Consider the following 25,209-nt stretch of genomic DNA (forward strand, 5'->3'; position numbering starts at 1 on the left):
ATTGTGGGATTTATCAGGACCAGCTGCGTAGTAGTTGGTCCTGATATTTATTCCCAAAAAAGGTAATAATTAATTTTGCACAGAGTAAAATTAAATAAAGAAAGGAGGGCAGAGTGTTTTTGACACAATTGCATAGTAAGCTGACTTATCAATTTTTTAGCCAATAAAACTGCTTATTTATGGGGGTGTTAAAAATGACAAATCAAAAATTAAATGGAGGTACCGGTTTGTTAAGGAGCTTTATAAAATCAGTTATCTTATCTATTATAATTATTGCAGCCGCTGCCGGGCTGTATATGGGCCTAGTGACACTAAATATTTTGACAGTATGGTTAGGCTTCATATATTTATATTATTTTACGGCTGTGAAACATTTTCAGTTTAGTAGTTTTATAACAACCTTTATTGGTGGGTTGGTCGGAGTACTCGTGGTTTATGCAATGCCATTTTTAAGCCTTTACATGGGGCTGAATGGACAAATCATATGGTTAGTGCTGCTTATTATTATTATAGCTATTCTTATTGAAGGAAGGTTTAAGTATATTAATGATTTTACCATGTTGATAGTTACAGTTTTTGCAATTCCGCATTTGGCTAAACCACAGGAGTTTACCATGGCCTTGGTTACCTATGCAATTTTTACAGTATTGCTGGGTGTGCCGTCTTATATCATGCATCAAAAAATGACTAAAGCTAACCAGAATGATCCAAAATAAATCGGAGGTGCAAATATGATACCCGTATTGGAGTTTCAAGAGCGTTCGCTTAATGGGCCGGTAATGAAGATGGATGAGTTTGATTTAGTGTTGGCTAAAAAGGTGCGTGAGTTGGTTAAGAAGTTCGGGATTACATATAATCCCGAAGAACTTATTCCCGATGATGCTACAGTGGATGCCGTGTATCAGGCAGGTGTTGAATTGCTGGCTGATATTGGAGTATTGAACATTGAAACTAATCGTGTTATCAAGTGGACGAAGGAGGAAATTGAACAGGATGTCAGAAGGTACCGGGAGACCCCGCAAGTGCTTACCTTTGGCAGGGGCAAAGATACACATGCTATTGTCCCGCTGACAGAAGAGGATAATCGGCCGCCGGTAAGCTGGGGCCTTGCATCAGGAGTTATTCAGGAAGAATGGCTTATCCCCTTTATCCAGTCGATTGCACAGGAGGAATGTGTTCGAGGTTTTGGAATTGCTGGTGGCATCGCATCAGTTGGCGGTGTAGTACCAAAGGCCGGCTGCCCCAGTGAAATTTACTGTGGTCTTTGGGAAGCGCGGGCACAGCTGGAGGCAGTGCGCCGGGCAGGGCGGCCGCATTTGCACCTTGGTTTGATCCCGACCGTGAGTACAACCGGGGGCACTGTTGCAGTTTTAGGCTCAGGTTTACACGAAGCGCATAACTCTATGATTGGAATTCATATTATACCGGAACAGAAGCTAGATCAGACCCGCCTTAACTTAGCTCTTGTTTGTGAAGAACGCGGAATTTCTCCTTGGACCAGCACAATGTCCCTGCTTGGCGGATTGTGCGGGGGCCCGGCAGGTGTTTCCGTCGGAATGATGGCGAATTTCCTTGGTCAGTTGAGTTACGCCCACGGAAAAATGGGGAGCTTTTATGTGAATGATATGACCGGACGGGCCAGCCACAGGGAAGCGCTGTGGACTTATGCTGCATGTTTCCGCGCTGCCGGGCGTAATATTGGTATTTCTACCGGTACCTGCTGCGGGGACTCCGGGCCGGCATTTTCAGTAGAGGAGCAAATATGCCGCGGGGTATCCATGGCCGTAACATTGTCAGCCTGTGGGGGTGCATACAACTGGGGCACCGGTAGTAATTCATTAACCGCGCGCATCCAGCATGATGTTATGGGAAATGTTGCCGGCATGAGCAAAGACAAGGTTAGGGGGATTTTAAATTCGCTTTCGGTAATGTTTGATGAGATGACAGCGGCCGGGGGCAATCAGTTACTCTTTAATGACATGATATTCCCTGCCTTTTATGATATTGCGGCAGTTAAACCGAAGCCGGAATATGTAGACACCTGCAAACGAGCAGTAGAGAAGCTGGCCGGCTGTGGTGTGCCCATTTCAGATAAGCTTGTTCTTGATTAAAGACATCGTTAAATAGTTTTTAGCAAAACAAGTTTTTTTGCTTGCCAAAGATGTTATTTAATGGTATGTTTAAAAAAACACCTTTTAAAGAAATTATAACATTTACCGGTCAAATTGACCGGTTTATTCTTTGTTAATACTAAAGCCAAAGATAAATTTAATAGGGCAAAAGCTTGAAAGGAGTGGGAAAGTGCCTGCTCATGATAGAAAGGAACAACTTTTTAATGCTTGGACAGTTTTTGTTGATAAGGGCATAGTCAACAATGATTGTGTGCGTAAGGAAATTGAAGACTCTTGGCGTCGTTGCCGGGCTATGGATATTGATCCCGTTAATGATGTTATACCAAAGGTTTGTAAAGCTGAAATGGAAAAACGTCGTCAGGCAAAACAGGAGCTGCTTGAGATCTCTTTCCCCATAATGAAAAATCTTTTTTCATTTGTAGAAGGCTCAGGTTTTGTTGTATCACTGTGTGATCAAGATGGAGTTATTGTAGAGGCTCTTGTTGACCTGGAAGTAATTGACTTATTGGCTGAGAATAGTGATTTTGTCGGATGTAATTATAGTGAAGAAAATGTCGGGACCAATGCCGTAGGGTTGGCTATTAAGCTTGGCCACCCCATTCAGGTTTTTGCTAGTGAACATTATATAAAGGCTATTCATCCCTGGACTGTTTCTGCGGGGCCGATTTATGGCTATTCCGGGGAGATTGCCGGAGTATTGAGCATGGCCGGAAGTTTTGAGAAGGTTCATTCCCATACCTTGGGAATGGTAGTGGCGGCTGTTAATGCCATTGAAGGACAGCTTAAGATAAACAGAGTTTTGGAAGACATCAAGGTTGTTAATGAAGAAATGCAGGTTGGCAGCCATTATCAGAACGCAATCGTGGATTCTATTTCTGAGGGTCTTATTGCTGTTGATGAAAAAGCCCGCATTACAAAAATAAATGCAGCAGCTGCTGCACTGCTAAGAGTTGATGCCGAGGCAGTACTTTATTCTTCAATTAATGAGCTTTTGGGTTATCAAAATCCCATTTCCCAGTCCTTGCAATCGGGGGACATTATTAATGATGAGGAGTACCAGGCGGAGACCGGAAAAACTATCACCCACTGCACCATTACCTGCCGTCCCATTCGCAACCCCCAGTATAAAATAGTTGGCCTGGTAGCTATTATCAGAGAAATCAGGGCTGTAAAGCAGTTGGTTCACCAGATGGTGGGGGCCAGGGCAAGGTTTGTTTTTGATGACCTCGTTGGACAAAATGCCTCTTACCTAAAGACTGTCAAACTGGCCAGGCTCGCGGCTACAAGTTCTTCTAATGTTCTATTGCTGGGTGAGAGCGGCACCGGCAAAGAGGTTTTTGCCCAGGCCATCCACAATGCCAGCAACAGGTCTAAAGGGCCTTTTATTGCCATTAACTGTGGTGCTATTCCGCGCGAACTGGTTGGGAGTGAGATGTTTGGTTACAGTGAGGGTGCTTTTACCGGTGCCAAACGTGGGGGCAACCCAGGCAAATTCGAACTAGCTGAGGGTGGAACTCTGTTTTTGGATGAGATAGGTGAGATGCCCATTGAGCTTCAGGCCATCCTTCTGCGCGTTTTGCAGGAAAAGCTTGTGACCAGGATTGGCGGAAACCAGGTTATTCCGATTGATGCAAGGGTAATCGCCGGTACTAACAAAGATTTGCATAGAGAGGTAGAGAAGGGAAGTTTTAGAAAAGATCTCTATTATCGCCTTAATGTTTTGAATATACACATGGTGCCCTTAAGAAACCGTAAAGAAGATATCTTGACCTTAACTTGTTTTTTTATGGAGAAAATAAATCAACGGCTAGGCCAGCAAACTAACATACTCCACCCGGAGACCCTTGAGGTTCTGCAGGGGTACCATTGGCCAGGAAACATTAGAGAATTGGAAAATGTTATTGAAAGGGCAATACATATAGCATCTGGCGAGACATTGACTGTGGACTGTCTGCCGGAAGAGTTATTGTTATCCAGAATTCAAAACACCTGCAAACGGGCACTGCCCAGAGAGCTGCCGGGTGGTAAAGTAGTCATCAGCAGAAACTGGAAAGATCCTGGTAAGGCTGTAATAATTGAAGCCATAAAACGCAACGGGGGTAACCTAACCCGTGTCGCTAAGGAGCTAAAAATATCGCGAACCACCCTCTATAGCAAGTTGAAAAAATATGGTATCCAGGTCAATAATAAGGATTTTGTTGGGGCTGACTCTTAACTAATGAGTTGGTCCCTTTTTCATTGGGTCAAAATAATATTAGCAGAAACTGCACGAAATCATAAAGCTTTACAGAACTGCACGAAACTGAACAAAACTTTACAGAACTGCACAAAAATATGTAAAACTATATTATTATACGGTGCTGTAACAGAAGCCAGGAATTAATTTTGAATGATAATTCAATAGGGTGTTTAAATATACTGACCTCTATTGCAGTAGCAATACAATTAGCTGCTCTTCAGGTTGAAAAAGCAGATAAAGCAGAGGTTGTTTTGGGTTTGGCACGATAATTGCATTATAAAAACAGTGTCTGGTTTAAACCGCAAATAAAAGAAACGAAATAGTTAGGATAACTAAGGTCTTCTGGTACTTTAATTTATGAAGAAGTCTTGGTTACATATAAAAAAAAGAAGGAGGGTGAATATGAATATACTAGAATTAGCAGAAGCGGTTTTAGAACTAGAAGATGATAAGGCGATTGCTATGGTAAAGCAATCAATCGAAGAGGGTATGAATGCACGTGAAGTTTTAGAGGATGGAGTGTTAGCAGGGTTAAAGGAGATCGGTAAAAGGTTCCAAAACAAAGAATATTTCTTGGCTGAACTCACCATGGGAGCAGATTTGGTTGACCAGTGCATGGCAATTTTAGAGCCTCACCTACCCGTAGCGGAAGGCCCCAAGCGCGGTGTTGTAGTGATAGGTGCGGTTCAAGGCGACCTGCACTCCATCGGGTATGGTCTGGTTCAAAAGCAATTGGAGTTGGCCGGTTATGAGGTGCATGAGGTAGGTATTAACTGTCCTTCCATGAAGTTTATTGACAAGGCCAAGGAAGTTAATGCTGACATTATTGGGCTTTCAGCCTTTTTGGTAACCACCATTCCGTACTGTGATGAAGTTATCAACTATTTAAAAGACATGGGTACTCGTGATAAGTACAAGGTAATCATCGGTGGGACAGAGTGTAATCATGAAGTAGCGGCAGCAATGGGTGCCGACGGGTTTGCGCCTGATGCCAGTGAAGCTGTTAAGCTTTGTGATAAATTGATTGTGAAGCCTAAAAAATAAATGGAGGTGCGGTATGATACCAACACTGGAGTTTCAAGAACGTTCGCTTAATGGGCCTGTAATGAAGATGGATGAGTTTGATTTAGCACTGGCAAAAAAGGTGCGCGAACTGGTTAAGAAATACGGAATTAAGTACAATCCAGAAGAACTTCTGCCTGATGATGTTACTGCGGATGCGGTTTACAAGGCAGGTGTTGAGCTGCTGGCTGATGTTGGAGTGTTGAACATTGATACTACTCGAGTTATCAAGTGGACGAGAGAGGAAATTGAGGAGATATGTAAAGAATACCGTGACAACCCACCATCAATAACTTTTGGCAGAGCGGAAGATGCACACACCATTGTTTATCGGCCGGAGCAGGATCCTAGAAGGCCGGCATGTTGGGGTTTGGCATCTGGAGTTATTGCAGAGGAGTGGTTTATTCCTTATCTCCAGTCAGTGGCTCAGGAGCCGACGGCTGATGGTTTTGGTATATCCGGCGGAATCGCTTCAGTTGGAGGCGTAGTGCCTAAAGCGGGCTGTCCAAGTGAAATTTATTGTGGACTTTGGGAGCAGAGGGCAACTATAGAGGCAGTGCGTCGGGCCGGCCGTCCTAATATGCACCTTGGTCTGATTCCTACCGTTAGCACAACCGGCGGTACTTTAGCAGTTATTGGATCTGGCTTGCGTGAGCCTTACAATACTCAGGTAGGAATTCATATTATCCCGGAGCAAAAGCTGGACTGGACCCGGCTCAATTTAGCGCTCACTATTCAGCAGCGTGGTATAGAGCCTTGGACCAGCACAATGTCCCTGCTTGGCGGACTGTGCGGCGGTCCGGCAGGTGTTGCAGTTGGCATGATGGCTAACTTTATTGGTCAGTTAAGTTATGCTCATGGTAAACTGGGCAGCTTCTATGTAAACGACATGACCGGACGGGCAACCCATAGGGAAGCATTGTGGACTTATGCGGCAGCCTTCCGCGCAGTAAATCGCAACATCAAGGTTATTACCGGTACATGCTGTGGGGATTCCGGTCCAATATTTAGCATGCCGGAGCAGGTTATTCGTGGAGTTGTTATGGCCGTAGTAATGACAGCCTGTGGAGGCGGGTACTCCTGGGGTGCCGGTTTGAGCGGGATATCAACAAGAATCCATCATGATGTCATGACTAATGTTGCTCCGCTGAGCAGGGATAAAGTTAATGTAATGTTAGAGGCAATTTCTAAGAAGCTTGATGAAATGGATGCTGCCGGAGGGGAAAGGATAGCCTGGAATGATACAAGTTTCCCTAATAATTATGATGTAGCAACAGTAAAGCCGAAGCCGCACCACGTAGATGACTGCAAACAAGCGGCTGAAATACTGGCTGGAGCGGGGATTCCCGTTTCTAAGAACCTAGTGCTTGATTAAGGCTTAACAGTTGTTTAATTAAATGAAATATATTGAGTTAAATGTTAACAGGTGAGTGTAAAAGCTCACCTGTTTTTGTATTGTTGCCAGTATGTTATAGACATTTACAGTTTCTTCACAGTTTTTTCATGGTGAACTCTTCGAAGCGGCCTTCACATGGTTTGCCTGAAGAAACTCTTATGGATTTACGGGTTGGGTATAATATAATGGAAGCCTGAGTAGAAAAAACTGCTCCATGACGGCAAATTGTATTATCTCCCGGAACCCCTTCATTGTGATCAGCTAAAATTTGTTCAACAGAATCCGGATTTATTTCACCTTTACTTAATAACTGATCTGCTCTTGCATATCTTGATATACTGGATTCATATACACCTTCTTCTTTAAGACGGGGCAAGGCTTTATCGCCCCACTTGGAATCAATTGGAAACTGATGTTTGGTCATTTCCGGAGATATGTAGTGGTTTGCAGCAATAATATAATTATTTTCAGCAAAACGCTGAGCTGAGCTTGACCTGCTGGTTTCCAATACTCGCATATCACCTGAAGCATCAGCCAGCAGAATATTTGCTCCTGCATCCCTAGCATGCTTGTTAATCAGCCTAGCAGCCTCTTCAGCAGTGTAACAAGTTTCCAATGCCTCCTGAAGAACTATACTGATTGGGATATTTTTAAAACCGAGGCTGTCTGATGGGTAGGCAAAAGTATGCAGAAAACATAATCCGTGTTCATTAATGCCTGCATGGGCTCCTGAAGAAAAGGCCAAAGATATATCAAGTGTTTGGCATCCGGCTAAAGGTTTGTTTCTCCTGACAAGAAGCATATCCTGGTAAGGAAGGGTATAGTCAAAGTTCTTTATCAAAACAGGTTCACCTGTTGTGGTAGCATTAGGCTTGATTCCCATTAGAGTTCCGGAACCTAAAGCATACATGCTTGGCTTGGGTATGAGCTCCATTTCAATTGCCTGGAGCACATAAATCATTTTCTCAGGCATATCTGCACCTGAGGCCATTCCTTTGATTCGTTCATGCTGTTCAGGCAGTGTGTCTTTAACAATTTTTTTAAGAAAGTTGTCGGCTTTCTGTTGACAGTGTACAAGATAAAGGGCTTTTGGTGCAAACTTTGCTTTCCTTATCATCTCCAGATGCTGAGAATCAGAAAAAATTTCCCAAGCGGCATGAATAGCCTGTTTGCCCATACGGCCCTGCTGTATGCCAACCATATAATGAGAACCTATGCAATCCAAGAATCTGACAACCATTTTTCACCCTCCTTTATTAACGAAGGTTAAAGCAGATATTAATATTAACATAAAGATTTAAACAATTTTTGACAAAACCCTTTTTTTAATTACAATATTTTTAAACACCATAACAATGCAAAGAACCTTTAGTGTATTTTACACATAGGATAGTATATGGCTATATTGCTGAAAACTTGTCAACAATACCATTTAAGTTTGTTTAAGTATTGATATAATGGAGAGGAAGATAGGGGGAAATATATTCAATGAAGGAATTGCTTTATTGCAGTTTTTGTGCTAAACAGATTTATGGAAGCCAAGAAGGACTAAATTTGCTTGGAGGGTATATATGTGAAGAATGTGAAAAGGAGATTGTCAATTCCAGTGTTGATGATAAATCTTATTTTTTATTAAAGGAGAAGATGAAAAACATCTGGTTTTCGTGACAAATCTGATAGTGAGTGTTTTTCACTGTTTTTTTGTGTAATTAAGAATAGGCAAAAAGGAATTTTACTTATTTAAGGCGAATTCAACAGTGAGAAAGGGGCTTATTCCAATGCATAAGTCCGGATATATGCCTTTAATTGAGGCTCTGCAGAAAAACAAAAAGAGGAATACGGTTCCCTTCCATATGCCCGGTCACAAAAAGGGCCAAGGAATCCACCACAGCTTTGCTCGTTTGATGAAAACGGCCCCTTTTGCTTTAGATGTTACAGAACTTCCGGGATTGGACGACCTTCATAATCCTGCGGGCCCAATCAAAGAATCACAAATGCGGGCTGCCCGGGTTTTTGGAGCGGATAGAACTTTTTTTCTTATAAATGGATCTACAGTAGGAATACATGCTGCTCTTTTATCAGTGTGCAGGAGAGGAGAAGAAGTATTACTACCAAGGGACATGCATCGTTCAGTAATAGGTGCGTGTATTCTTGGTGGTTTGAAGCCCAGATATTTACCGGTGCAACTAGATCCTGAATATCTGGTGCCTTATCCCCCGGCGACTGAGGAAATTACAGCAATGCTCCAAAGATATCCTAAGATTAGGGCCATATTCCAAGTGTATCCTTCATACTACGGATTAGCAGGGAAGATGTTAGAAGTTGCGGAAGTGGCTCATCGCTGTAATATACCACTTATTGTTGATGAGGCTCATGGTGCTCACTTCGTTTTCACTGATGAATTACCACAAACAGCGCTGCAGTCAGGTGCTGATATAAGTATTCAAAGTACTCATAAAACCTTAGGGGCATTTACACAGGCTTCTATGTTGCATGTAAAAAGCAAAATTGTTGATTATAGCACAATAGCCAGACAGCTTGGGATTCTCCAGTCAACAAGCCCCTCATATTTGTTAATGGCATCACTGGATGCAGTAACAGGACATATGGAGGTTTCAGGGAAGCATTTAATGGATAATTCCTTGAGGATAGCAAGGTACATTAGGGAGCAGATAAAAGAAATACCAGGGATTAAATGTTTTGGAGAGAGCGTTTCGGGATTATCAAGTATGATTGCTGTTGATCCCACAAAAATTTATATATCCTTAAGTAACTTGGGATTGTCCGGTTATCAAGCTGCTGAAATACTGCTTAAAAAGCACCGTATTCAGGTTGAATTATGTGATAGATTTTGTATTTTATGTATGTTATCAATCGGAAGCAGTTTTGATGATGCGGACAGGCTGGTAAATGCGCTTACCGATATTGCTTCGAAAGCAATCCCTGTTTACGGTAAACCCATTATGCCTGGACCGGTGAATATTCCTTCACCAAGAGTTATTCTTAATCCTGAAGAGGCATGGTTTGCCCCGTTAAGGCAAGTCCTGCTTAAGGAAGCAGTGGGGGAAGTTGCGGGAGAATTGATAGCACCATATCCCCCGGGGATACCGTTGCTTTGTCCGGGGGAAATGATAACCAATGAAATAGTGGATTTAATATGTGAATTGAAAGCTTGGGATTGTATGTTTCATGGTTTCAGTGATCCTGCAATGCTTACCATAAAGGTCGTTGATCGATTTTAATTTATCTATACCGGAGGATTTGATGAAAGGCATTTTTATAACATTTGAGGGACCTGACGGGGCAGGCAAAACTACACAGATTAAGATGCTGGGGCAGGCCTTGGAAAAGATGGATAAAATAGTTATATATACCAGGGAGCCTGGGGGGACAAGTATTAGTGAAGAGATTAGGAGTTTACTGCTTAACCCCTGCAACAAGGAAATGGTTGACCGTACAGAAGCATTATTATATGCGGCAGCAAGAGCGCAGCATGTAGAAGAAATTATCAGGCCGGCCATTCGAAAAGGATACATTGTGCTGTGTGACCGATTTACTGATTCCACTATAGCTTATCAGGGATTTGGGCGTGGTATCGATATTGATTTTTTGAGGGAACTTAATGAAATGGCGGTTGCTGGGGTTTTTCCCGATCTTACCCTAATATTTGATTTAGCTCCTGATGTAGGTATCGGGCGTATTAATGAAAAAAGAGTCGGGCAAGCAGGAGAAGGAAAAGACCGTATCGAACAGGAAAATATGGATTTTCATGCAAAAGTAAGATGTGGCTTTAGAGAAGTGGCATTATCAGAACCCCAAAGGTGTAAAGTAATTGATGCCGGCCGGGATAAGGAAACTATACATTCTGAGGTTATCCAACTGGTAAAAGAGGTTTTGGGATTATGAAAATTCGCAAAATAACAAAAGAAGCTGGTTCAGGTATTTCAATACCTGACAAGGATGCCAGACAAGTATCAAGTCGGGAATACCAGTCATTTAACGAGCAGTTGCACAAAGTTCATAGTGATATGGTTTACCAGCAGTTAGGGAATTTGTTGAGCGATATTGAAAAACAGGGAAAGGTACTAGGTGAAACACTGAATTTAACGGACTTGAAAAAATACAAGGGTATGATACAAAAGTTTCTTGAATATGCGGTAAACAAAATGTATCAGATGCGAGAACAGCATGGATGGGATAGAAGGGGAAGGCATAAGATTTATTCAATGGTTGAGACTGTTAATAAGGAAATGGAAGGCCTGACCCAAATGTTATTGTCAGAACAAAAGGATAAGATTGCAATACTTGCTAAGGTTGATGAAATAAGGGGCCTGTTACTGGATATTTATTCATAGTCAAAGGGTAAGGTAATAATTATGATGATGGCTAATGTAATTGGGCATAAACAGGCAAAAATAATTTTACAGAATGCTGCGGCTGAAGGCAGGGTAGCTCATGCCTACCTTTTTTATGGTTTGGAAGGAGTTGGTAAAACCACTCTAGCAAAGGCATTTGCCAATACATTGTTGTGTAAGGAAGGAAACATTGATACCTGTGATGAATGCAGCATCTGCAGGAGGTTTGCCAAGGGCTGCTTACCGGACTTTTTCCTGGTAGAACCCCATGGAAACAATATTAAGATAGAACAAATCCGTGAATTGCAGCAAACAGTCTCATTTAAGCCTTATGAGGCATCAAAGAAGGTATACCTGATAAGCCGAGCGGAAACAATGACAAGGGATGCAGCCAACTGTTTGTTAAAAATACTTGAGGACCCCCCGCCGGATACAATTTTTTTATTAACTACGGTTAATCCGTATAATTTATTACCAACAATTGTATCCCGATGTCAAATAGTTGCACTCGGAAAAGTGCCGCAACAGGAAATAGAACAGTTTTTAAGGGATAACAACAGGGGTGCCCCTGAAACTGTCGTATTGCTGGCCACACTCTGCAATGGACTGCCTGGTAAAGCTTGGGCTATGGCTGAACCAGATAAAGGCCTCGAAACAAGGGAGATGGTTTTTCAGCTATATGAGAAGATTAAAAATGGAGATATCAGTGAGCTTATCAAGAAAGCTGAAGAACTTGAAAAAAATAAAGATATAATGCCTGAAGTGTTGGAACAACTGCTCTTGTGGTATAGGGATCAGTTGATATGGCAAGAAACAAGTGATAAAAGCCTAATTATAAATATTGATAAAATTGAGGAGTTAAAAAGCGATTTAGAATATAAAGATAAAAGCTTTCTAGTTAAAAGCATTGAAAATATTCATGAAGCCAAAATGCAGATTAACCGAAATCTAAATTTCAGGCTGACAATGGAAGTGCTAATGTTGAAGCTTGCCAAATGTACTTAGAAAAAGGTGACAGGAGTTAGGAGGACCAATAACAATGATTAGAGTGGTTGGCATCAGGTTTAAACCTGCAGGTAAAATATATTACTTTGACCCGAACGACATTGACCTTATAATAGATGATAAAGTTATCCTGGAAACAACTCGGGGTATTGAATCTGGACTGGTTGTGGTTGAGCCTAAAATGGTGGAAGAAGAAAAAATTATAGCTCCATTGAAGAAAATAATTCGCAAAGCAACTCCGGTAGATTTAAAACAAATTGAAATCAATAAAAATAAGGGAAAAGAAGCTTATAAGCTTTGTGTTGCGAAAATTGAAGAACATGGTTTGCCTATGAAGCTGGTAGACGTTGAATTTACATTTGATGCAAATAAAATAATTTTTTATTTTACAGCAGATGGAAGAATTGATTTTAGAGACCTGGTTAAAGACCTAGCTGCTATTTTTCGTACCAGGATAGAACTCAGGCAAATAGGTGTAAGGGATGAAGCAAAAATGTTGGGCGGATTGGGCACCTGCGGGCGCGGCCTTTGTTGTGCCACGTTTTTGGGTGAATTTGACCCGGTATCTATAAAGATGGCTAAGGAGCAGAATCTTTCTTTAAATCCTACAAAAATATCAGGAATTTGTGGCAGGCTGATGTGTTGTTTGAAATATGAGTCAGAGGCATATGAAACTGAAAAGGCTGCTTTTCCTCCGGAGGGGACTTTAGTGGTTACCCCTGTAGGAGAAGGAAAAGTCGTTTCAGTTAATATCCTTAAAAAGAACCTTATGGTAGAAATGAAAGAAAGCAAGCAACTGGTTGAATTCCCGCCGGATGAACTTAAGATCTGTCCAAAAGAAAAATGTATAGAAAAAAAGGAAAAAAAAGATAAAAAGACACAAAAAAAATCACGAAATCATGAAAGTGAGGAAAAAGGTGAGGACCTTTGAAACAATTAAATGTTCTTTTGATTGAGTTTGAAGAGAAAATGAATGTGCTTATACAGGAACTGCAGGTACTTAAAACAAGGGCCCATGCTTTGGAGGATGAAAACGAGAAACTGCGCCGTGAAATAATTGATGTTTATCAATATTGTCTTAAAGATGGAGATTCTAGAAACAAGCAAGAGCAAAGCCAGAAACGCGGGGTTGAAAATCTGGTGCGTTTATATAACGAGGGATTCCATATCTGTAATCTTCATTTTGGACGATTTCGCTCTGGGGGCGATTGTTTATTCTGTATGGGGTTTCTTGACAAAAAATAACGGGGGTTTTTAGTGTATGCCATATGATGATTTAAACCCCAATTCTCATTTTAATATCATTAAGGGAGAACGGCTTGATGATTTGATTAGGGCAGGCCTGAAGATTATCCAGTCTCCGGCTGCCTTCTGTTTTTCTTTGGATGCTGTTTTATTATCAAACTTTACGTTTCTGAGGCCGGGGGATAAAATTATTGATTTGGGTACAGGTTCCGGAGTGATCCCTTTACTATTAGCATCAAGAAAAACAGCCGGGAAAATTGTCGGGCTTGAAATACAAGAGGATAGCTGTGACCGGGCAAGAAGGAGTGTGTGGGGGAATCGCTTGGAAGGCTTAATTGATATAATTCAAGGGGATATTTGTAAGGCAGAAGAACTATTTGGAGTTGGCGGGTTTGATGTTGTGGTTACAAATCCTCCTTACCTTCCCGTTGGCAGAGGTGCTCAAAATGAGACTGACCCAATTGCCATTGCGCGGCATGAAATCCTATGTAGTCTAGAAGATGTTGTCAGTGCCGGTTCCCGGTTGCTTCGGTATGGAGGACTTATGACTATGGTGCACCGGCCGGAGAGACTTTCTAATATTATTATTACTTTAGAAAAACACCGCCTAAAGCCACGAAGGCTTCAGATGGTACATGCAAATTCGGAAAAAAAACCTATCATGATACTTATTGAAGCCCAACTGGGCGGCAATTCGGAACTTAATATACTGGAGCCTTTTTTTGTTTATAATGAAGACGGCAGTTATACCAAAAGTTATTGGGATATATATTATCCCGGAATACCGTACTCTTCTCGTAAAAGTGGTAGTTATGACTTTTAAATTTTATACTTATATTTTGAAGTGCAGTGATGGACGACTCTACACGGGATATACAAATGATCTTGAAAAAAGAATTGCCAAACATAATTCTGGAAAAGGGGCAAAATTTACCAGAGGCCGGGGGCCGGTAGAATTAATGTTTTTTGAAGAATGCCCTTCAAAGGAACATGCAATGACCAGAGAAGCAGAGATAAAAAGGTTGACAAGAAAGGATAAATTACAGATTATTAAAGGTGATAAAGAAATGACCGGAAACAATAAAAAAGGGACTCTCTATCTATGTGCTACACCAATAGGCAACCTTGAGGACATTACGCTACGGGCCCTTAGGATACTTAAGGAAGTAAGCCTTATAGCTGCCGAAGATACCAGGCATACCAGGAAGCTTTTAAGTTATTATGATATTCACACTCCACTTACCAGTTACTATGAGCATAATGCTAAAGGAAAAGGGCAGGTCTTGTTATCTGACCTTAATGCCGGAAAAGATGTGGCCCTGGTTTCAGATGCCGGCACACCTGGAATTTCAGACCCTGGATACGAACTAGTATGTTTGGCATTAAGTGAAGGGTTTATGGTAGTTCCAATCCCGGGTCCCACAGCTCTTATCACTGCAGTGTTGTGTTCGGGACTGCCAATTGATAGATTCGTGTTTGAAGGATTTCTTCCTAGGGTTAAAAAAGAGCGGAACAAGGTTTTTGAACAAATGAAGTCTGAAGAAAGAACCCAGGTTTTTTATGAGTCTCCACGCCGGGTGATTAAAACTCTACAGGAAATGCAAAAATTACTGGGGGAAAGAAAGGTTGCTGTAGCCAGGGAACTTACCAAAATCCATGAAGAAGTTGTGCGGGGATTGTTGGCCGATGTAATTAGTTACTTCCAGGCCAACCCACCAAAAGGCGAGTTTGTTATAGTTCTGGAAGGCAGTGAAGAAAACCCCAAAGATTGCTCTGCTCTTAAATCGTGTGACTTATTCCTTATGGTTAATAATTTGGTCACCCAGGGGTGGGATAAAAAAGAAGCCATTAAGGAAGTCGCCCGTCGTACGGGTATAGGTAAAAACAATGTATATGCCGCTGTATTGGAAGCTGAAGGCAAATAATATAACCAGTTGTGACTATAGGTGAAGTCCATACCTCACCTAATGCAAGAACTCTGTTTAATTTTGTTTACAAAAAAAAAGAACCCCTTAAAAAGAAGTTCTCTTTTGTGATAAAGTTGGTTTTAACTTTTACTGTGCATCAGTTGCTACAGCCATTGCTTGGGCACATTCTTTACATACATTTTTACCGCGGAAGTGCTGCACTTCATCCGCATTTCCACAAAAGATGCAGGCCGGTTCATACTTTTTGAGAATGATTTTTTCACTGTCCACATAAATCTCCAGGGCGTCTTTTTCATCGATTCCAAGAGTTCTGCGTAACTCAATCGGAATCACGACCCTGCCAAGCTCGTCAACTTTGCGAACAATTCCTGTTGATTTCATACCTTATAACCTCCCAGCGACTTTCGACAAATATTTACAAGTAAATGATACCAGTGATTCCATTAAAAGTCAACCACTTTTTTTAGCAGATAGGAAAGTATAAATTTTAAAATATATAACGGATTATATTATTCACGCCGGTGTATGTATTTTATGATTTCAGGGAAAACTTGACAAAAGGAACTTTTATAGTTATTATCTTGATATATATATATTAAATCGGATTATAAAATGTAATGATGGGGAAGAGTAAATACCGGACTATCCGCTCAGAGAGCAGGGAGAAGGTGAAAGCCTTGCCGGAGAAACTGTATTGAACATGGCCCCGGAACAGCAGGCTGAAATTTTTGAAAGTAGGCTGTGCCGGATAAGCTCCGTTAGGGCTTCAGGTATAGAAAATCCCACTTAAGATGAATCATTCTGTACCTTGTGTAAGGCTTTGTGTTTTACAAAGCAAAAAAGGGTGGTACCACGTGGATATCCCTCGTCCCTTTAAGTTTCCCAGGGACGAGGGTTTTTGATTTTTATGGGGAAGCTTAAACTGTATCCAAATAAAGGGAGTGAAATTATGTCTAGGAAAAAATTTTACATTACCACACCGATATATTATCCCAGTGACAAATTACATATCGGTCACGCTTATACCACTGTAGCAGCTGATACCATTGCTAGGTATAAACGGTTAAAGGGATTTGACACATGGTTCCTGACCGGGTCTGATGAGCATGGTCAGAAAATCCAGCGTACTGCTAAAGAAAGGGGCATGGAACCCAAAGAATATGTGGACAAGATTGTTGTCGGGTTTAAAGAGCTCTGGAAAGCACTGGAGGTTTCTTATGACGATTTCATTAGGACTACCGAAGACCGGCACAAGGAAGTAGTTCAGGAAATATTTATTAAATTATATAATCAGGGAGACATATATAAATCAGAGTATGAAGGTTGGTATTGCACACCTTGCGAGACCTTCTGGACAGAACGCCAGGCAAAGGGAAAGGTATGCCCTGACTGTGACCGTCCTGTGGAGCTAATTAAAGAGGAAAGTTACTTTTTAAAAATGTCAAAATATGCTGATCGCCTGCTCAAGCATATAGAAGATAACCCTGAATTTATACAGCCCGTATCCCGCCGCAATGAAATGGTTAACTTTATTAAACAGGGCCTTGAAGACCTATGCGTTTCCAGGACAACTTTTGATTGGGGGATAAAGGTTCCCTTTGACACCAAACATGTAATTTATGTATGGATAGATGCATTGACCAACTATTATTCCGCATTGGCAGGCGGTCAGCCGAATGATTCTCTGGTTAATAAATTTTGGCCTGCCGATGTCCATCTTATGGCTAAGGACATAGTCCGCTTTCATTCTATAATATGGCCCATAATTTTAATGGCATCAGGAATTGAACTGCCTAAAAAGATTGTTGCTCATGGCTGGCTGCTGCTTGAAGGCGGGAAAATGTCCAAATCCAAAGGCAATGTAATAGACCCATTGGTATTAATAGATAAATATGGGGTTAATGCTATACGTTACTATTTGTTGAGGGAACTGCCTTTTGGCGCTGATGGCTACTATTCGGAAGATGCGTTGGTACAGAGAATTAATTCTGATTTGGCCAATGACTTTGGTAACCTGGTAAGCCGCTCTGTAGCTATGGTGGAAAAGTACTTTGCCGGAGAGGTGCAGTCCCCGGATAAATATGGTGACATTGACAATGATTTAATAAAGATTGCAATGGAAGTTGTTGAAGAATATGAAAAACTGATGGAAAGTTATGAGCTCAGTAATGCCCTGGCCGCAGTATGGCGTTTTATTGGTCGAGCCAATAAGTATATTGAGGAGACATTCCCATGGGTCCTGGCTAAAGACGAAGATAAAAGAGCACGTTTGGGCACGGTTCTTTACCATCTGATGGAAAGTATTAGGGTTATTACAATTATGCTTGCTCCCTTTATGCCGACATTACCTCAGCTTATATGGGAACAAATCGGGCTTAAGAATGCGGGGATGATTTGAAGGAATGGGAGTCATTGCAGGAATGGGGTCGGTTTCCATCGGGTGCTGTTGTTTCAAAAGGGGCTGCTTTGTTTCCAAGGATTGATGTCGGAAAGGTTGAAATCGGGGAGGCGAAAAATATGGAACCAATGAAACAGGAAGAGTGTAAACAGGAAGAGTACATTTCATTTGAGGAATTTGCCAAAATTGATTTGCGCCTGGCGGAGGTTTTAAAAGTTGAGATTGTTGAGAATACAGATAAACTTTTGAAGCTGGAGGTTGCCCTGGGAGACCAGCAGAGGACTATAGTTGCCGGAATTGCCAAACATTATAGCCCTGAGGAGTTGATTGGCAAAAAGGTTTTAATTGTCGCCAACTTAAAACCAGCCAAATTAAGAGGAATCCTTTCCGAGGGGATGATACTGGCCGCTTCTCAAGGAGATTGCTTGGGAATAATTACAGTAGACCCGGACAAAGAGGTCTCCGGTGGTTCAAAAGTTAAATAGAGGAGTTGGTGATAACAATTGTTTTTTGATTCACATGCTCATCTTGATGACAAAAGATATGAGCCTGACAGGTATGAAATGTTAATGTGCGCAAAGGGCAGAGGGGTCTCCGGTATAATTAATGTAGGGTTTGATTTACCTTCTTCAATGCGCTCTATAGAGCTGGCTGAGCAGTATGATTTCATTTTTGCCTCAGTTGGAATTCATCCCCATGATGCAGCAGATGCTAGTGCAGACACTATGGAACAAATCAGGTTGCTTGCAGCCCATCCAAGGGTCGTTGCAATAGGAGAAATGGGGCTTGATTATTACCGGAATCTTTCTCCCCGTGATATCCAGCAAAAAGTATTCAGACAGCAAATACATTTGGCCAAAGAAATAGAGAAACCAATTATAGTACATGACCGGGATGCCCATGGTGATTTAATGCGAATATTAAAAGAAGAAGATGCCGGTTCTAATGGAGGCGTTTTGCACTGCTTCTCGGGGAGTGTTGAGATGGCCAGGGAATGCATCAAAATGGGATTTTACATTTCAATTGCCGGACCAGTTACTTTCAAAAATGCTTCAAAAATCTGTGAGGTTGCTGCAGGGGTGCCAATTGAGTGCCTTCTTATTGAAACAGATGCACCATATTTAGCTCCTGAACCTAACAGAGGCAAGCGTAATGAACCTGCATATGTGGTACATATTGCTGAACGAATCGCTGAACTTAGGGGAATGCATTTGGTTGAATTAGCGGAAGCGACATTCCAAAATGCCCTGAACCTATTTAATATTAAAAAAATTTGATAAAAACATGATATCAAGAAACTCTCTGCCGGGGGTTTCTTTTTTTTACGTAAAATTTATGGGATTATTTGGCAGTAATGTTCAGACAACCATGTATATATATTTTAAACGACCGGGTTTGTCTCAGGTTCTCCGAATGATGGGCAGAATTGAAAAAATGGGGAGGGTTAGGATATGTATAATATTAGGAGCGGTGCGGTATACAGGATTAATGATAATCTAACTACATTTATGGCCTATATTTTATATGGGGTTTTAATGCTTGGTGTGGGATTGTTCATGTCCTGTGCAGTAAAAGAGGTATCTGTAAAAATAGGAGATAAGACCATATCGTACTATACATTTGCTCCTACCGTCCAGGAAGTTATCAAAGAAACAGGCATTAAAGATGAAGTCAGATTTAGCACTGGAAGCCTTGATGCTTTGAAGGAAGGCGAATCGGTAGAATACTATTCGATATCACATCACCTATCATCAAAAGTAAGTGATAAAATGGTTATTCAGGTATATAAGCACAAAATAACTAAAACAGTGGTTAATGAAGTAATCCCGGCACCTGTAAATAAAAAATGGAACCTTTGTTTAGAACCCGGACAACAGCGAATAATACAAGATGGCAAAAATGGTATTATGAAGCATACGTTTATTGAACACTACCGTGATGATGAACTGTTATCCAAAAAAAAGAACGGCAGCACTGTAATCATGGCCCCGATACCTCAGATTATTGAAGTGGGCAGTTACAACAATTCATCACGACAAATATCATCACGACAAGGAGCGGCTATCAGCGGTCAGCAGATAAAATGTGTGTCTACTGCATATACATATACCGGTCATCGTACCGCAACCGGTATTACCCCTCGGAAAGGGGTAGTTGCTGTGGACCCGAGAGTAATTCCAATGGGTACGAAAATGTATATTGAAGGATATGGTTACGCAATTGCTGCAGATACAGGAGGAAGCATTAAGGGGAAAAAGGTTGATGTTTTTTTTGAGACGCGTGAGGAGGCACTGAAGTGGGGGCGAAGAACAGTTTTGGTTCAATTATTGAGGTAATTATTGACCTAGAAAAAAGACAAGTTTCTGTCGGAAGACAAGGGATATTGTATTATTAAATATAAAGGGATTTTTGTAAAGGTGTAGAAATATCTTTTATATAAAATCTTAAATTGATTTGACAAGTAATTTATTATAGTTTAAAATATATTGGCATCCTTTCTTAAAAAAAGAAATTTCAAAAAAATAAAATGCGAGGAGTGATTACATGCAGGCTAACGCCTCCCCGAGAAGTACTGTTGGGTTTTTGGGAAACAAAAAGCGGGTTTTTTGGGGCCTCGGGGTTGTTGTAGCAGCTGTAATAATTTTAACAGGATTTTTTTATAACAGGCATAACATCAGGATATTTGCAGACGGAAAAGAAGTAAATGTGGTTATGAGGGGCGGTACTGTAGCAGAGTCTTTAAAAAAGGCCAATATTTCTCTTGGTGAAAGAGATTTAATTGAACCTGCTTTGGATACCAAACTGGCAGATGACCTAACTGTACGAATTACTCGAAAGCTGTGCATAACTCTGGCAGATGCCGGCGAGGCCAGCGAACAATGGGTTACTCCAGGGAATGTGGGACAAGCCCTGGAAGAACTGAAAATCACAGTCAATTCTAGTGATAAGGTAGTTCCGGAACCCAGCACAGTTATTAAGTCTGGTGATACTATAGAAATATCAAGATTTAGTGATAAGTTTATTGAAGAATCTATAAAAGTTCCCTTTAAGCTCGAGAGACGAAATGACAATTTGATGGAAAAAGGGACTACAAGAATTGTACGTAAAGGTCAAGACGGGCTGATTCAAAAAACAATAAAGATTACATACAGAAACGGTGAGGAAATAAAACGGGAAGTGGTGGCTGAAAAGGTACTTCGGGAGCCGGTTGCCAAGATTGTGGCTTATGGCACGGTGACTGTAAAAGAGATTTCCCGTGGTGGGCAAATTAATTTTTCCAGGGCACTCTCCATGACTGCCACGGCTTATACTCATACTGGCAACAATACTGCTTCCGGGATATACCCGTATAGGGGAGCAGTGGCTGTTGATCCCTCGGTAATTAAGATGGGAACAAGGCTGTATGTCGAGGGCTATGGATATGCAAAGGCCCTTGATATTGGAAGTGCGATAAAGGGAAATAGGATTGATTTGTTTTTTGATACCGAAAAAGAGGCCCGTAAGTGGGGCCGCCGCATAGTAAAAGTATATGTTTTGGAATAGTGGAAAGGCTAAGCCTTTCCTTTTTTGTATATAATAAATTAGGAGAGGATTATAATGAAATTATATTCACCGGCTGCTGTAAGGCAGGTGTTAGATAAATATGAATTTGTTTTTCAGAAAAGACTGGGTCAGAACTTCTTAATTGATGGCAATATTATCAATAAAATTGTAGATGCTGCATCTTTAGACAGTGAAGATACAGTTTTGGAAATAGGTGCCGGTATAGGTGCATTAACCAGTGCTCTTGCTGTAAAGGCAGGTAAAGTGGTGACTATAGAAATTGATAAAAATCTCCAGCCTCTTTTGGAAGAGACTTTGTCTGCTTATACAAATATCGATTTGTTTTGGGGTAATGCTGTGAAAACAGATTTTGATGCTCTGATTTCAGAAAAGACCCAAGGACAGTTTGGAAAAAACGGGAGACCTTATAAAGTTGTGGCAAACCTTCCATATTATATTACAACACCGCTCCTAATGCATGCTTTGGAAAATTGTTTTAATATCAGTTTAATAATATTAATGGTGCAAAAAGAGGTCGCTGACAGAATAGCGGCAGTTCCGGGAACAAAAGATTACGGGGCTCTTACCCTCGGGGTCAATTATTACAGTAATCCTCAGAAGGTGTTCAAAGTCCCCCGAAAAGTATTTATACCCCAGCCTGATGTGGAGTCTGCCGTTATCCGCCTTATTCTCAGAAAACATCCTCCCGCTCAGGTGATAAATGAGCAGGCTTTTTTCTGTGTGGTTAAGGCAGCTTTTGGCCAACGCCGAAAAACTCTTTTAAATGCGCTCTCTTCGCTTGGTATTGATAAAAACCAACTTTCTATAATACTATACGATTTAGGGATTAATCCTGAGAGAAGGGGTGAGACTCTTAGCTTTGAGGAATTCGCTGGAATAAGCAATGTTCTTTACCCCTTGATTTCTAAGAACTAAATTATTTATAACAGCTTTTCCACAATAATCTGGGAGCTGTCTGTTGTTTTCTGTAAAAACATGTCTAAAAGCTGCCAGTTTCGCTGCAAATGAAAACCAAGGTATTCCCTCCTGCCAAGTACTCGGTGCCGGTCTTTGCCGTCAAACACATTCATTGCTTCAATACAGTCACCTATAATGGTTTTTGCCATGTCACGGGCATGGCTCCGGCTCCTGTATGGTGAGCCAAGAGATCGGTGAGGAATTTTTGCTCCTATGGCAATGTTCAGACCGGTAATTTTTGCTGCCAATGCAAGACTGACTGGAGGTACGGCCAGTTCCCTAAAGGATACTGCTTCAAGAAAGCTACGGGAGAGCAAATGTGGCCCATGTGATGGTGAAGCGCTTCCCAGCCAGGGCATTCCAATTTTTACATTGAGCTTTCCCCGGAAATATAATACCAGCTCTGCTAGGGAGTTGTTTGGATGCGAACCTGGATAGCAGTCTGACAGGGCCATATCCAGTCTTGCGGATGTAGCAGCTGATAGGAGATGTTTTAATGCATCTAAAGTAGCTGGACTTTGCATATCGCCATCCACAAAAAGGACATAATCAGCCATTTTGTCATATGCCGCTTTAGCCCCTATGGCCCTAGGCACGTCCGGACCGAGGGGCTGTTTGCTGTATAGTATGTTTGTAATTACTCTGGAGTTTTCGAGTGCCTTTTCCAGTGAATTATCGTCACAGCCGTTAATTACTGGGATAACCAGGTCAACAGGAAGAAGGGAAAGCATGTTTAAGACGCTGCCTATTCCTGAACTTTCATTTTTTGCCGGTACTACAGCTGCTATCACAGAAAGACCTCCCGCAGTTCTTAATTAACATATAATATGTTGAGCTTAGCACATATGTTATGGTCAGTATAAATAGGATATGAAATAACGCCTGGCAATTTTTTTGCATAAAATATAGTAGAAGTGACGACGGGGTGAACGCGGGGTGAACGCTTATGGAGATAAAAGTTGGAGATATTGTAGCCAGAAAATCATACAATAACGATATTTATTTTAAAGTTAATGAAGTCATTGAAACTGATTCTGGAGAAGTCAGGGTAAAGTTGCTGGGACTTGATGTGAGGCTTTTTGCCGACTCTCCTGTTGAAGATTTAGTCAAGGTAGATGCTGATAATATTAGGGAATACCGCAAAAAATTTATTAGAACCAATAATAATTGTCTAAAGAGGATAATTGAAAAAAGGTTAAAGGAACGGGGGAACGATTTATTTCGAAGCGGGAATAAAATTGAGGAAAATTTTTTTGAAATACCGGGACGGGTGCTTCATATTGATGGGAATTTGGAGTATTTAAACTTATGTATGGCAATTTATGGACAATTGGGAATTCCAGCAAAAGGAGCTAATGTGCCTGAGGGAGAACAACCTGCATCTGTCCCGGGTTTAATAAAAAAATGCAGCCCGGATATCCTTGTTTTGACTGGTCATGATGGAATTATCAGGTCAGGTGCTGATTTCACTGATCTGAATAATTACCACAATTCCAGATACTTTGTTAAAGCTGTAAAAGCAGCGCGCTTTATCGAGTGTAACATGGATAATCTCATCATATTTGCCGGAGCGTGTCAATCACATTATGAGGCCTTACTGCAAGCAGGAGCTAATTATGCCAGTGCTCCTCAACGAGTGATGATTCATGCTTTTGATCCGGTTTTTATAGTGGAAAAAGTAGCTTTTACATCTTTTAATAAGACGATAGCAACAAGTGAGGTAATTGAAAACACTATTACCGGAATAGAGGGTCTAGGCGGAATTGAGACAAGAGGAAAATTACGCAGGGGTTTTCCTAAATCCCCTTATTAGTCACAAACCTGACTGGTTCGAAATATAATAAATTGAGCTGGACCAAAGGGGTGATTAAGTGAACGTTCTGGTTTCAGGAGCAGCCGGATTGTATGGAACACATACTATCGAAGAATTATTGGCTCGGTCGGATGTTGCAAAAATTTATGGACTGGATGACCTTTCGCGAGGATATCCGGACAGAGATGGACTGCCGGTCAACTTGTTAAATGGGAAGGTACAAAATCTAAAGCAGAGATACCAGGATCTATCAGTGAAAGAAATTAATTCCTTGAATATTGATGTAGTGATTCATTTAGCTGGGTATAATTCGGGAAAGGAATCAATGAATACCCCGGAGGAATATGTTCTTAATAACGAATACGGTACTTTTCAGTTTATGCAAAAACTCTTGCGGACAAAGAACCGTCCCTTTTTTATTTATGCATCCACGATTGAAGTATATGGTGAAGGGGCAAGCTCGCTGATGGATGAAAAGTCCTGTGTGATGCCTCAGAACACTTATGCAGTGACAAAACTGGCGGCAGAGCAGCATATAATGGCAGTAGGCAGATGGTATAATTATCCGGTGACATCAATGAGGTTCACAAATACCTTTGGAGAAAATCACGGAATTTACGGGTATAATTCCGTGGTGGCGTCATTTATAGACAGGGCTTTGCGTAATGAACCACTAATTGTTTACGATACTGGCGAACAGACCAGGGATTTCATTTACGTTAAAGATGCCGCACGGGCGCTGAGTCTAGCAATATCTTATCGCAAAGAAGCAGAGGGTTTAATAATAAATATTGGTTCTGGTACCCAGGTAAACATAAATAAACTTGCTAAAAATATCATTGAGCTTACATCTTCAACTTCCGACATTATTAATCTTCCCTGTGAAAAAGGAAAGCACATTGGATTTAAGATTAATACCGATCTTGCTGAAGCAGTTATGAAGTGGTTTCCCGTATATAGCCTTGAAGAAGGACTATTACGCACAATTAATTGGCATAAAGGGTTGTGTAGCATTTAAGATGCAATGGGGCCGTAAATTTACCTAAGAAAATATTAGAAATAAATTGGATAAGATATCATATATTATATTAAAGTTCTTTGAAAGGGGGGGTATT

The 25,209-nt window shown here is 41.1% G+C and carries 24 protein-coding genes, 1 pseudogene and 1 other annotated feature; of the genes and pseudogenes, 22 read left to right on the plus strand and 3 right to left on the minus strand.

Going from position 1 to position 25,209, the window contains the following annotated elements; all coding sequences use genetic code 11:
• Window positions 1-194 precede the first annotated feature (194 nt).
• From ABFY19_RS00275 to ABFY19_RS00300, 6 genes are all read left to right on the plus strand, one after another.
• Window positions 195-716, plus strand: a complete 522-nt coding sequence (locus tag ABFY19_RS00275; protein WP_418791285.1) for a hypothetical protein — start codon at window positions 195-197, stop codon at window positions 714-716.
• A 15-nt stretch (window positions 717-731) separates the two neighbouring features.
• The gene (locus ABFY19_RS00280; RefSeq protein WP_418791286.1) at window positions 732-2,111 is read left to right on the plus strand and encodes a monomethylamine:corrinoid methyltransferase; all 1,380 of its coding nucleotides are present in this window, start codon (window positions 732-734) and stop codon (window positions 2,109-2,111) included.
• A 190-nt stretch (window positions 2,112-2,301) separates the two neighbouring features.
• Window positions 2,302-4,347: a sigma-54-dependent Fis family transcriptional regulator gene (locus ABFY19_RS00285; RefSeq protein WP_418791287.1), complete on the plus strand. Its 2,046-nt coding sequence runs from the start codon at window positions 2,302-2,304 to the stop codon at window positions 4,345-4,347.
• A 170-nt stretch (window positions 4,348-4,517) separates the two neighbouring features.
• Window positions 4,518-4,640 (plus strand): hypothetical protein, encoded by a 123-nt coding sequence (locus ABFY19_RS00290; RefSeq protein WP_418791288.1) that lies wholly within the window; start codon window positions 4,518-4,520, stop codon window positions 4,638-4,640.
• A 133-nt stretch (window positions 4,641-4,773) separates the two neighbouring features.
• Entirely contained in the window at window positions 4,774-5,415 is a 642-nt protein-coding gene (locus tag ABFY19_RS00295) for a cobalamin B12-binding domain-containing protein (RefSeq protein WP_418791289.1), read from the plus strand.
• A gap of 13 nt (window positions 5,416-5,428) precedes the next feature.
• Entirely contained in the window at window positions 5,429-6,808 is a 1,380-nt protein-coding gene (locus ABFY19_RS00300) for a monomethylamine:corrinoid methyltransferase (RefSeq protein WP_418791290.1), read from the plus strand.
• Between the two features lie 115 nt (window positions 6,809-6,923).
• Here ABFY19_RS00300 and ABFY19_RS00305 read toward each other — a convergent pair whose 3' ends face one another.
• Entirely contained in the window at window positions 6,924-8,069 is a 1,146-nt protein-coding gene (locus ABFY19_RS00305; protein ID WP_418791291.1) for a C45 family autoproteolytic acyltransferase/hydolase, read from the minus strand.
• A 248-nt stretch (window positions 8,070-8,317) separates the two neighbouring features.
• Between ABFY19_RS00305 and ABFY19_RS00310 the strand changes: the two genes are divergently transcribed.
• The 9 genes from ABFY19_RS00310 to rsmI all read left to right on the plus strand — a co-directional run bounded on the left by ABFY19_RS00310 (window position 8,318) and on the right by rsmI (window position 15,359).
• Window positions 8,318-8,497: a sigma factor G inhibitor Gin gene (locus tag ABFY19_RS00310; RefSeq protein ID WP_418791292.1), complete on the plus strand. Its 180-nt coding sequence runs from the start codon at window positions 8,318-8,320 to the stop codon at window positions 8,495-8,497.
• A 110-nt stretch (window positions 8,498-8,607) separates the two neighbouring features.
• The gene (locus tag ABFY19_RS00315; protein ID WP_418791293.1) at window positions 8,608-10,071 is read left to right on the plus strand and encodes an aminotransferase class I/II-fold pyridoxal phosphate-dependent enzyme; all 1,464 of its coding nucleotides are present in this window, start codon (window positions 8,608-8,610) and stop codon (window positions 10,069-10,071) included.
• A 22-nt stretch (window positions 10,072-10,093) separates the two neighbouring features.
• Window positions 10,094-10,735: a dTMP kinase gene (tmk, locus tag ABFY19_RS00320; protein WP_418791294.1), complete on the plus strand. Its 642-nt coding sequence runs from the start codon at window positions 10,094-10,096 to the stop codon at window positions 10,733-10,735.
• Complete coding sequence (locus tag ABFY19_RS00325; protein WP_418791295.1) at window positions 10,732-11,184, plus strand: YaaR family protein; 453 nt, start codon at window positions 10,732-10,734, stop codon at window positions 11,182-11,184. Before tmk ends, ABFY19_RS00325 begins: the two co-directional genes overlap by 4 nt.
• A gap of 21 nt (window positions 11,185-11,205) precedes the next feature.
• Complete coding sequence (holB, locus tag ABFY19_RS00330) at window positions 11,206-12,189, plus strand: DNA polymerase III subunit delta' (protein WP_418791296.1); 984 nt, start codon at window positions 11,206-11,208, stop codon at window positions 12,187-12,189.
• A gap of 34 nt (window positions 12,190-12,223) precedes the next feature.
• Entirely contained in the window at window positions 12,224-13,120 is an 897-nt protein-coding gene (locus ABFY19_RS00335) for a PSP1 domain-containing protein (RefSeq protein ID WP_418791297.1), read from the plus strand.
• On the plus strand, window positions 13,117-13,434 hold the full coding sequence (locus ABFY19_RS00340) for an initiation-control protein YabA (RefSeq protein ID WP_418791298.1): 318 nt from the start codon (window positions 13,117-13,119) through the stop codon (window positions 13,432-13,434). The genes ABFY19_RS00335 and ABFY19_RS00340 overlap by 4 nt, the downstream gene beginning before the upstream one ends.
• 16 nt (window positions 13,435-13,450) lie before the next feature.
• Window positions 13,451-14,257, plus strand: coding sequence for a tRNA1(Val) (adenine(37)-N6)-methyltransferase (locus ABFY19_RS00345; protein ID WP_418791299.1), 807 nt, complete (start codon window positions 13,451-13,453; stop codon window positions 14,255-14,257).
• The gene (rsmI, locus tag ABFY19_RS00350; RefSeq protein WP_418791300.1) at window positions 14,247-15,359 is read left to right on the plus strand and encodes a 16S rRNA (cytidine(1402)-2'-O)-methyltransferase; all 1,113 of its coding nucleotides are present in this window, start codon (window positions 14,247-14,249) and stop codon (window positions 15,357-15,359) included. The genes ABFY19_RS00345 and rsmI overlap by 11 nt, the downstream gene beginning before the upstream one ends.
• 129 nt (window positions 15,360-15,488) lie before the next feature.
• Here rsmI and ABFY19_RS00355 read toward each other — a convergent pair whose 3' ends face one another.
• A complete protein-coding gene (locus ABFY19_RS00355) occupies window positions 15,489-15,743 on the minus strand; it encodes an AbrB/MazE/SpoVT family DNA-binding domain-containing protein (RefSeq protein ID WP_418791301.1) in 255 nt (84 codons plus the stop codon).
• 227 nt (window positions 15,744-15,970) lie between these two features.
• Window positions 15,971-16,238: a binding site (T-box leader), on the plus strand.
• 73 nt (window positions 16,239-16,311) lie between these two features.
• Here ABFY19_RS00355 and metG point away from each other — a divergent pair.
• The 5 genes and pseudogenes from metG (at window position 16,312) to rsmA (ending at window position 22,239) form a co-directional block, all read left to right on the plus strand.
• Window positions 16,312-18,245: pseudogene (gene metG, locus ABFY19_RS00360) on the plus strand (methionine--tRNA ligase).
• Between the two features lie 18 nt (window positions 18,246-18,263).
• Window positions 18,264-19,037: a TatD family hydrolase gene (locus ABFY19_RS00365; protein ID WP_418791302.1), complete on the plus strand. Its 774-nt coding sequence runs from the start codon at window positions 18,264-18,266 to the stop codon at window positions 19,035-19,037.
• Between the two features lie 174 nt (window positions 19,038-19,211).
• Window positions 19,212-20,096, plus strand: a complete 885-nt coding sequence (locus tag ABFY19_RS00370) for a 3D domain-containing protein (protein WP_418791304.1) — start codon at window positions 19,212-19,214, stop codon at window positions 20,094-20,096.
• 208 nt (window positions 20,097-20,304) lie between these two features.
• Window positions 20,305-21,303 (plus strand): 3D domain-containing protein, encoded by a 999-nt coding sequence (locus ABFY19_RS00375; RefSeq protein ID WP_418791305.1) that lies wholly within the window; start codon window positions 20,305-20,307, stop codon window positions 21,301-21,303.
• A 54-nt stretch (window positions 21,304-21,357) separates the two neighbouring features.
• Entirely contained in the window at window positions 21,358-22,239 is an 882-nt protein-coding gene (gene rsmA, locus ABFY19_RS00380; protein WP_418791306.1) for a 16S rRNA (adenine(1518)-N(6)/adenine(1519)-N(6))-dimethyltransferase RsmA, read from the plus strand.
• A 5-nt stretch (window positions 22,240-22,244) separates the two neighbouring features.
• On the opposite strand, the gene ABFY19_RS00385 is transcribed toward rsmA, so the two are convergent.
• A complete protein-coding gene (locus ABFY19_RS00385; protein ID WP_418791307.1) occupies window positions 22,245-23,072 on the minus strand; it encodes a glycosyltransferase family 2 protein in 828 nt (275 codons plus the stop codon).
• A gap of 155 nt (window positions 23,073-23,227) precedes the next feature.
• Between ABFY19_RS00385 and yabG the strand changes: the two genes are divergently transcribed.
• Entirely contained in the window at window positions 23,228-24,094 is an 867-nt protein-coding gene (gene yabG / locus ABFY19_RS00390) for a sporulation peptidase YabG (RefSeq protein WP_418791308.1), read from the plus strand.
• 58 nt (window positions 24,095-24,152) lie between these two features.
• On the plus strand, window positions 24,153-25,112 hold the full coding sequence (locus ABFY19_RS00395) for an NAD-dependent epimerase/dehydratase family protein (RefSeq protein WP_418791309.1): 960 nt from the start codon (window positions 24,153-24,155) through the stop codon (window positions 25,110-25,112).
• The last annotated feature ends 97 nt before the right edge of the window (window positions 25,113-25,209 follow it).

The organism is Phosphitispora sp. TUW77, from assembly GCF_048453025.1.
In the GTDB taxonomy this organism is placed as follows: Bacteria; Bacillota; Thermincolia; order Thermincolales; family UBA2595; genus Phosphitispora.

Excerpts from the sequence above, each read along its gene's own strand:
- rsmI (WP_418791300.1), top strand. The coding sequence starts at position 14,247 with ATGACTTTTAAATTTTATACTTATATTTTGAAGTGCAGTGATGGACGA.
- rsmA (WP_418791306.1), top strand. The coding sequence starts at position 21,358 with ATGAAATTATATTCACCGGCTGCTGTAAGGCAGGTGTTAGATAAATAT.
- tmk (WP_418791294.1), top strand. The coding sequence starts at position 10,094 with ATGAAAGGCATTTTTATAACATTTGAGGGACCTGACGGGGCAGGCAAA.
- ABFY19_RS00335 (WP_418791297.1), top strand. The coding sequence starts at position 12,224 with ATGATTAGAGTGGTTGGCATCAGGTTTAAACCTGCAGGTAAAATATAT.
- ABFY19_RS00315 (WP_418791293.1), top strand. The coding sequence starts at position 8,608 with ATGCATAAGTCCGGATATATGCCTTTAATTGAGGCTCTGCAGAAAAAC.
- ABFY19_RS00355 (WP_418791301.1), bottom strand. The coding sequence starts at position 15,743 with ATGAAATCAACAGGAATTGTTCGCAAAGTTGACGAGCTTGGCAGGGTC.
- holB (WP_418791296.1), top strand. The coding sequence starts at position 11,206 with ATGATGATGGCTAATGTAATTGGGCATAAACAGGCAAAAATAATTTTA.
- ABFY19_RS00275 (WP_418791285.1), top strand. The coding sequence starts at position 195 with ATGACAAATCAAAAATTAAATGGAGGTACCGGTTTGTTAAGGAGCTTT.
- ABFY19_RS00325 (WP_418791295.1), top strand. The coding sequence starts at position 10,732 with ATGAAAATTCGCAAAATAACAAAAGAAGCTGGTTCAGGTATTTCAATA.
- ABFY19_RS00345 (WP_418791299.1), top strand. The coding sequence starts at position 13,451 with ATGCCATATGATGATTTAAACCCCAATTCTCATTTTAATATCATTAAG.
- ABFY19_RS00295 (WP_418791289.1), top strand. The coding sequence starts at position 4,774 with ATGAATATACTAGAATTAGCAGAAGCGGTTTTAGAACTAGAAGATGAT.
- ABFY19_RS00305 (WP_418791291.1), bottom strand. The coding sequence starts at position 8,069 with ATGGTTGTCAGATTCTTGGATTGCATAGGTTCTCATTATATGGTTGGC.
- yabG (WP_418791308.1), top strand. The coding sequence starts at position 23,228 with ATGGAGATAAAAGTTGGAGATATTGTAGCCAGAAAATCATACAATAAC.
- ABFY19_RS00375 (WP_418791305.1), top strand. The coding sequence starts at position 20,305 with ATGCAGGCTAACGCCTCCCCGAGAAGTACTGTTGGGTTTTTGGGAAAC.
- ABFY19_RS00370 (WP_418791304.1), top strand. The coding sequence starts at position 19,212 with ATGTATAATATTAGGAGCGGTGCGGTATACAGGATTAATGATAATCTA.
- ABFY19_RS00280 (WP_418791286.1), top strand. The coding sequence starts at position 732 with ATGATACCCGTATTGGAGTTTCAAGAGCGTTCGCTTAATGGGCCGGTA.
- ABFY19_RS00300 (WP_418791290.1), top strand. The coding sequence starts at position 5,429 with ATGATACCAACACTGGAGTTTCAAGAACGTTCGCTTAATGGGCCTGTA.
- ABFY19_RS00310 (WP_418791292.1), top strand. The coding sequence starts at position 8,318 with ATGAAGGAATTGCTTTATTGCAGTTTTTGTGCTAAACAGATTTATGGA.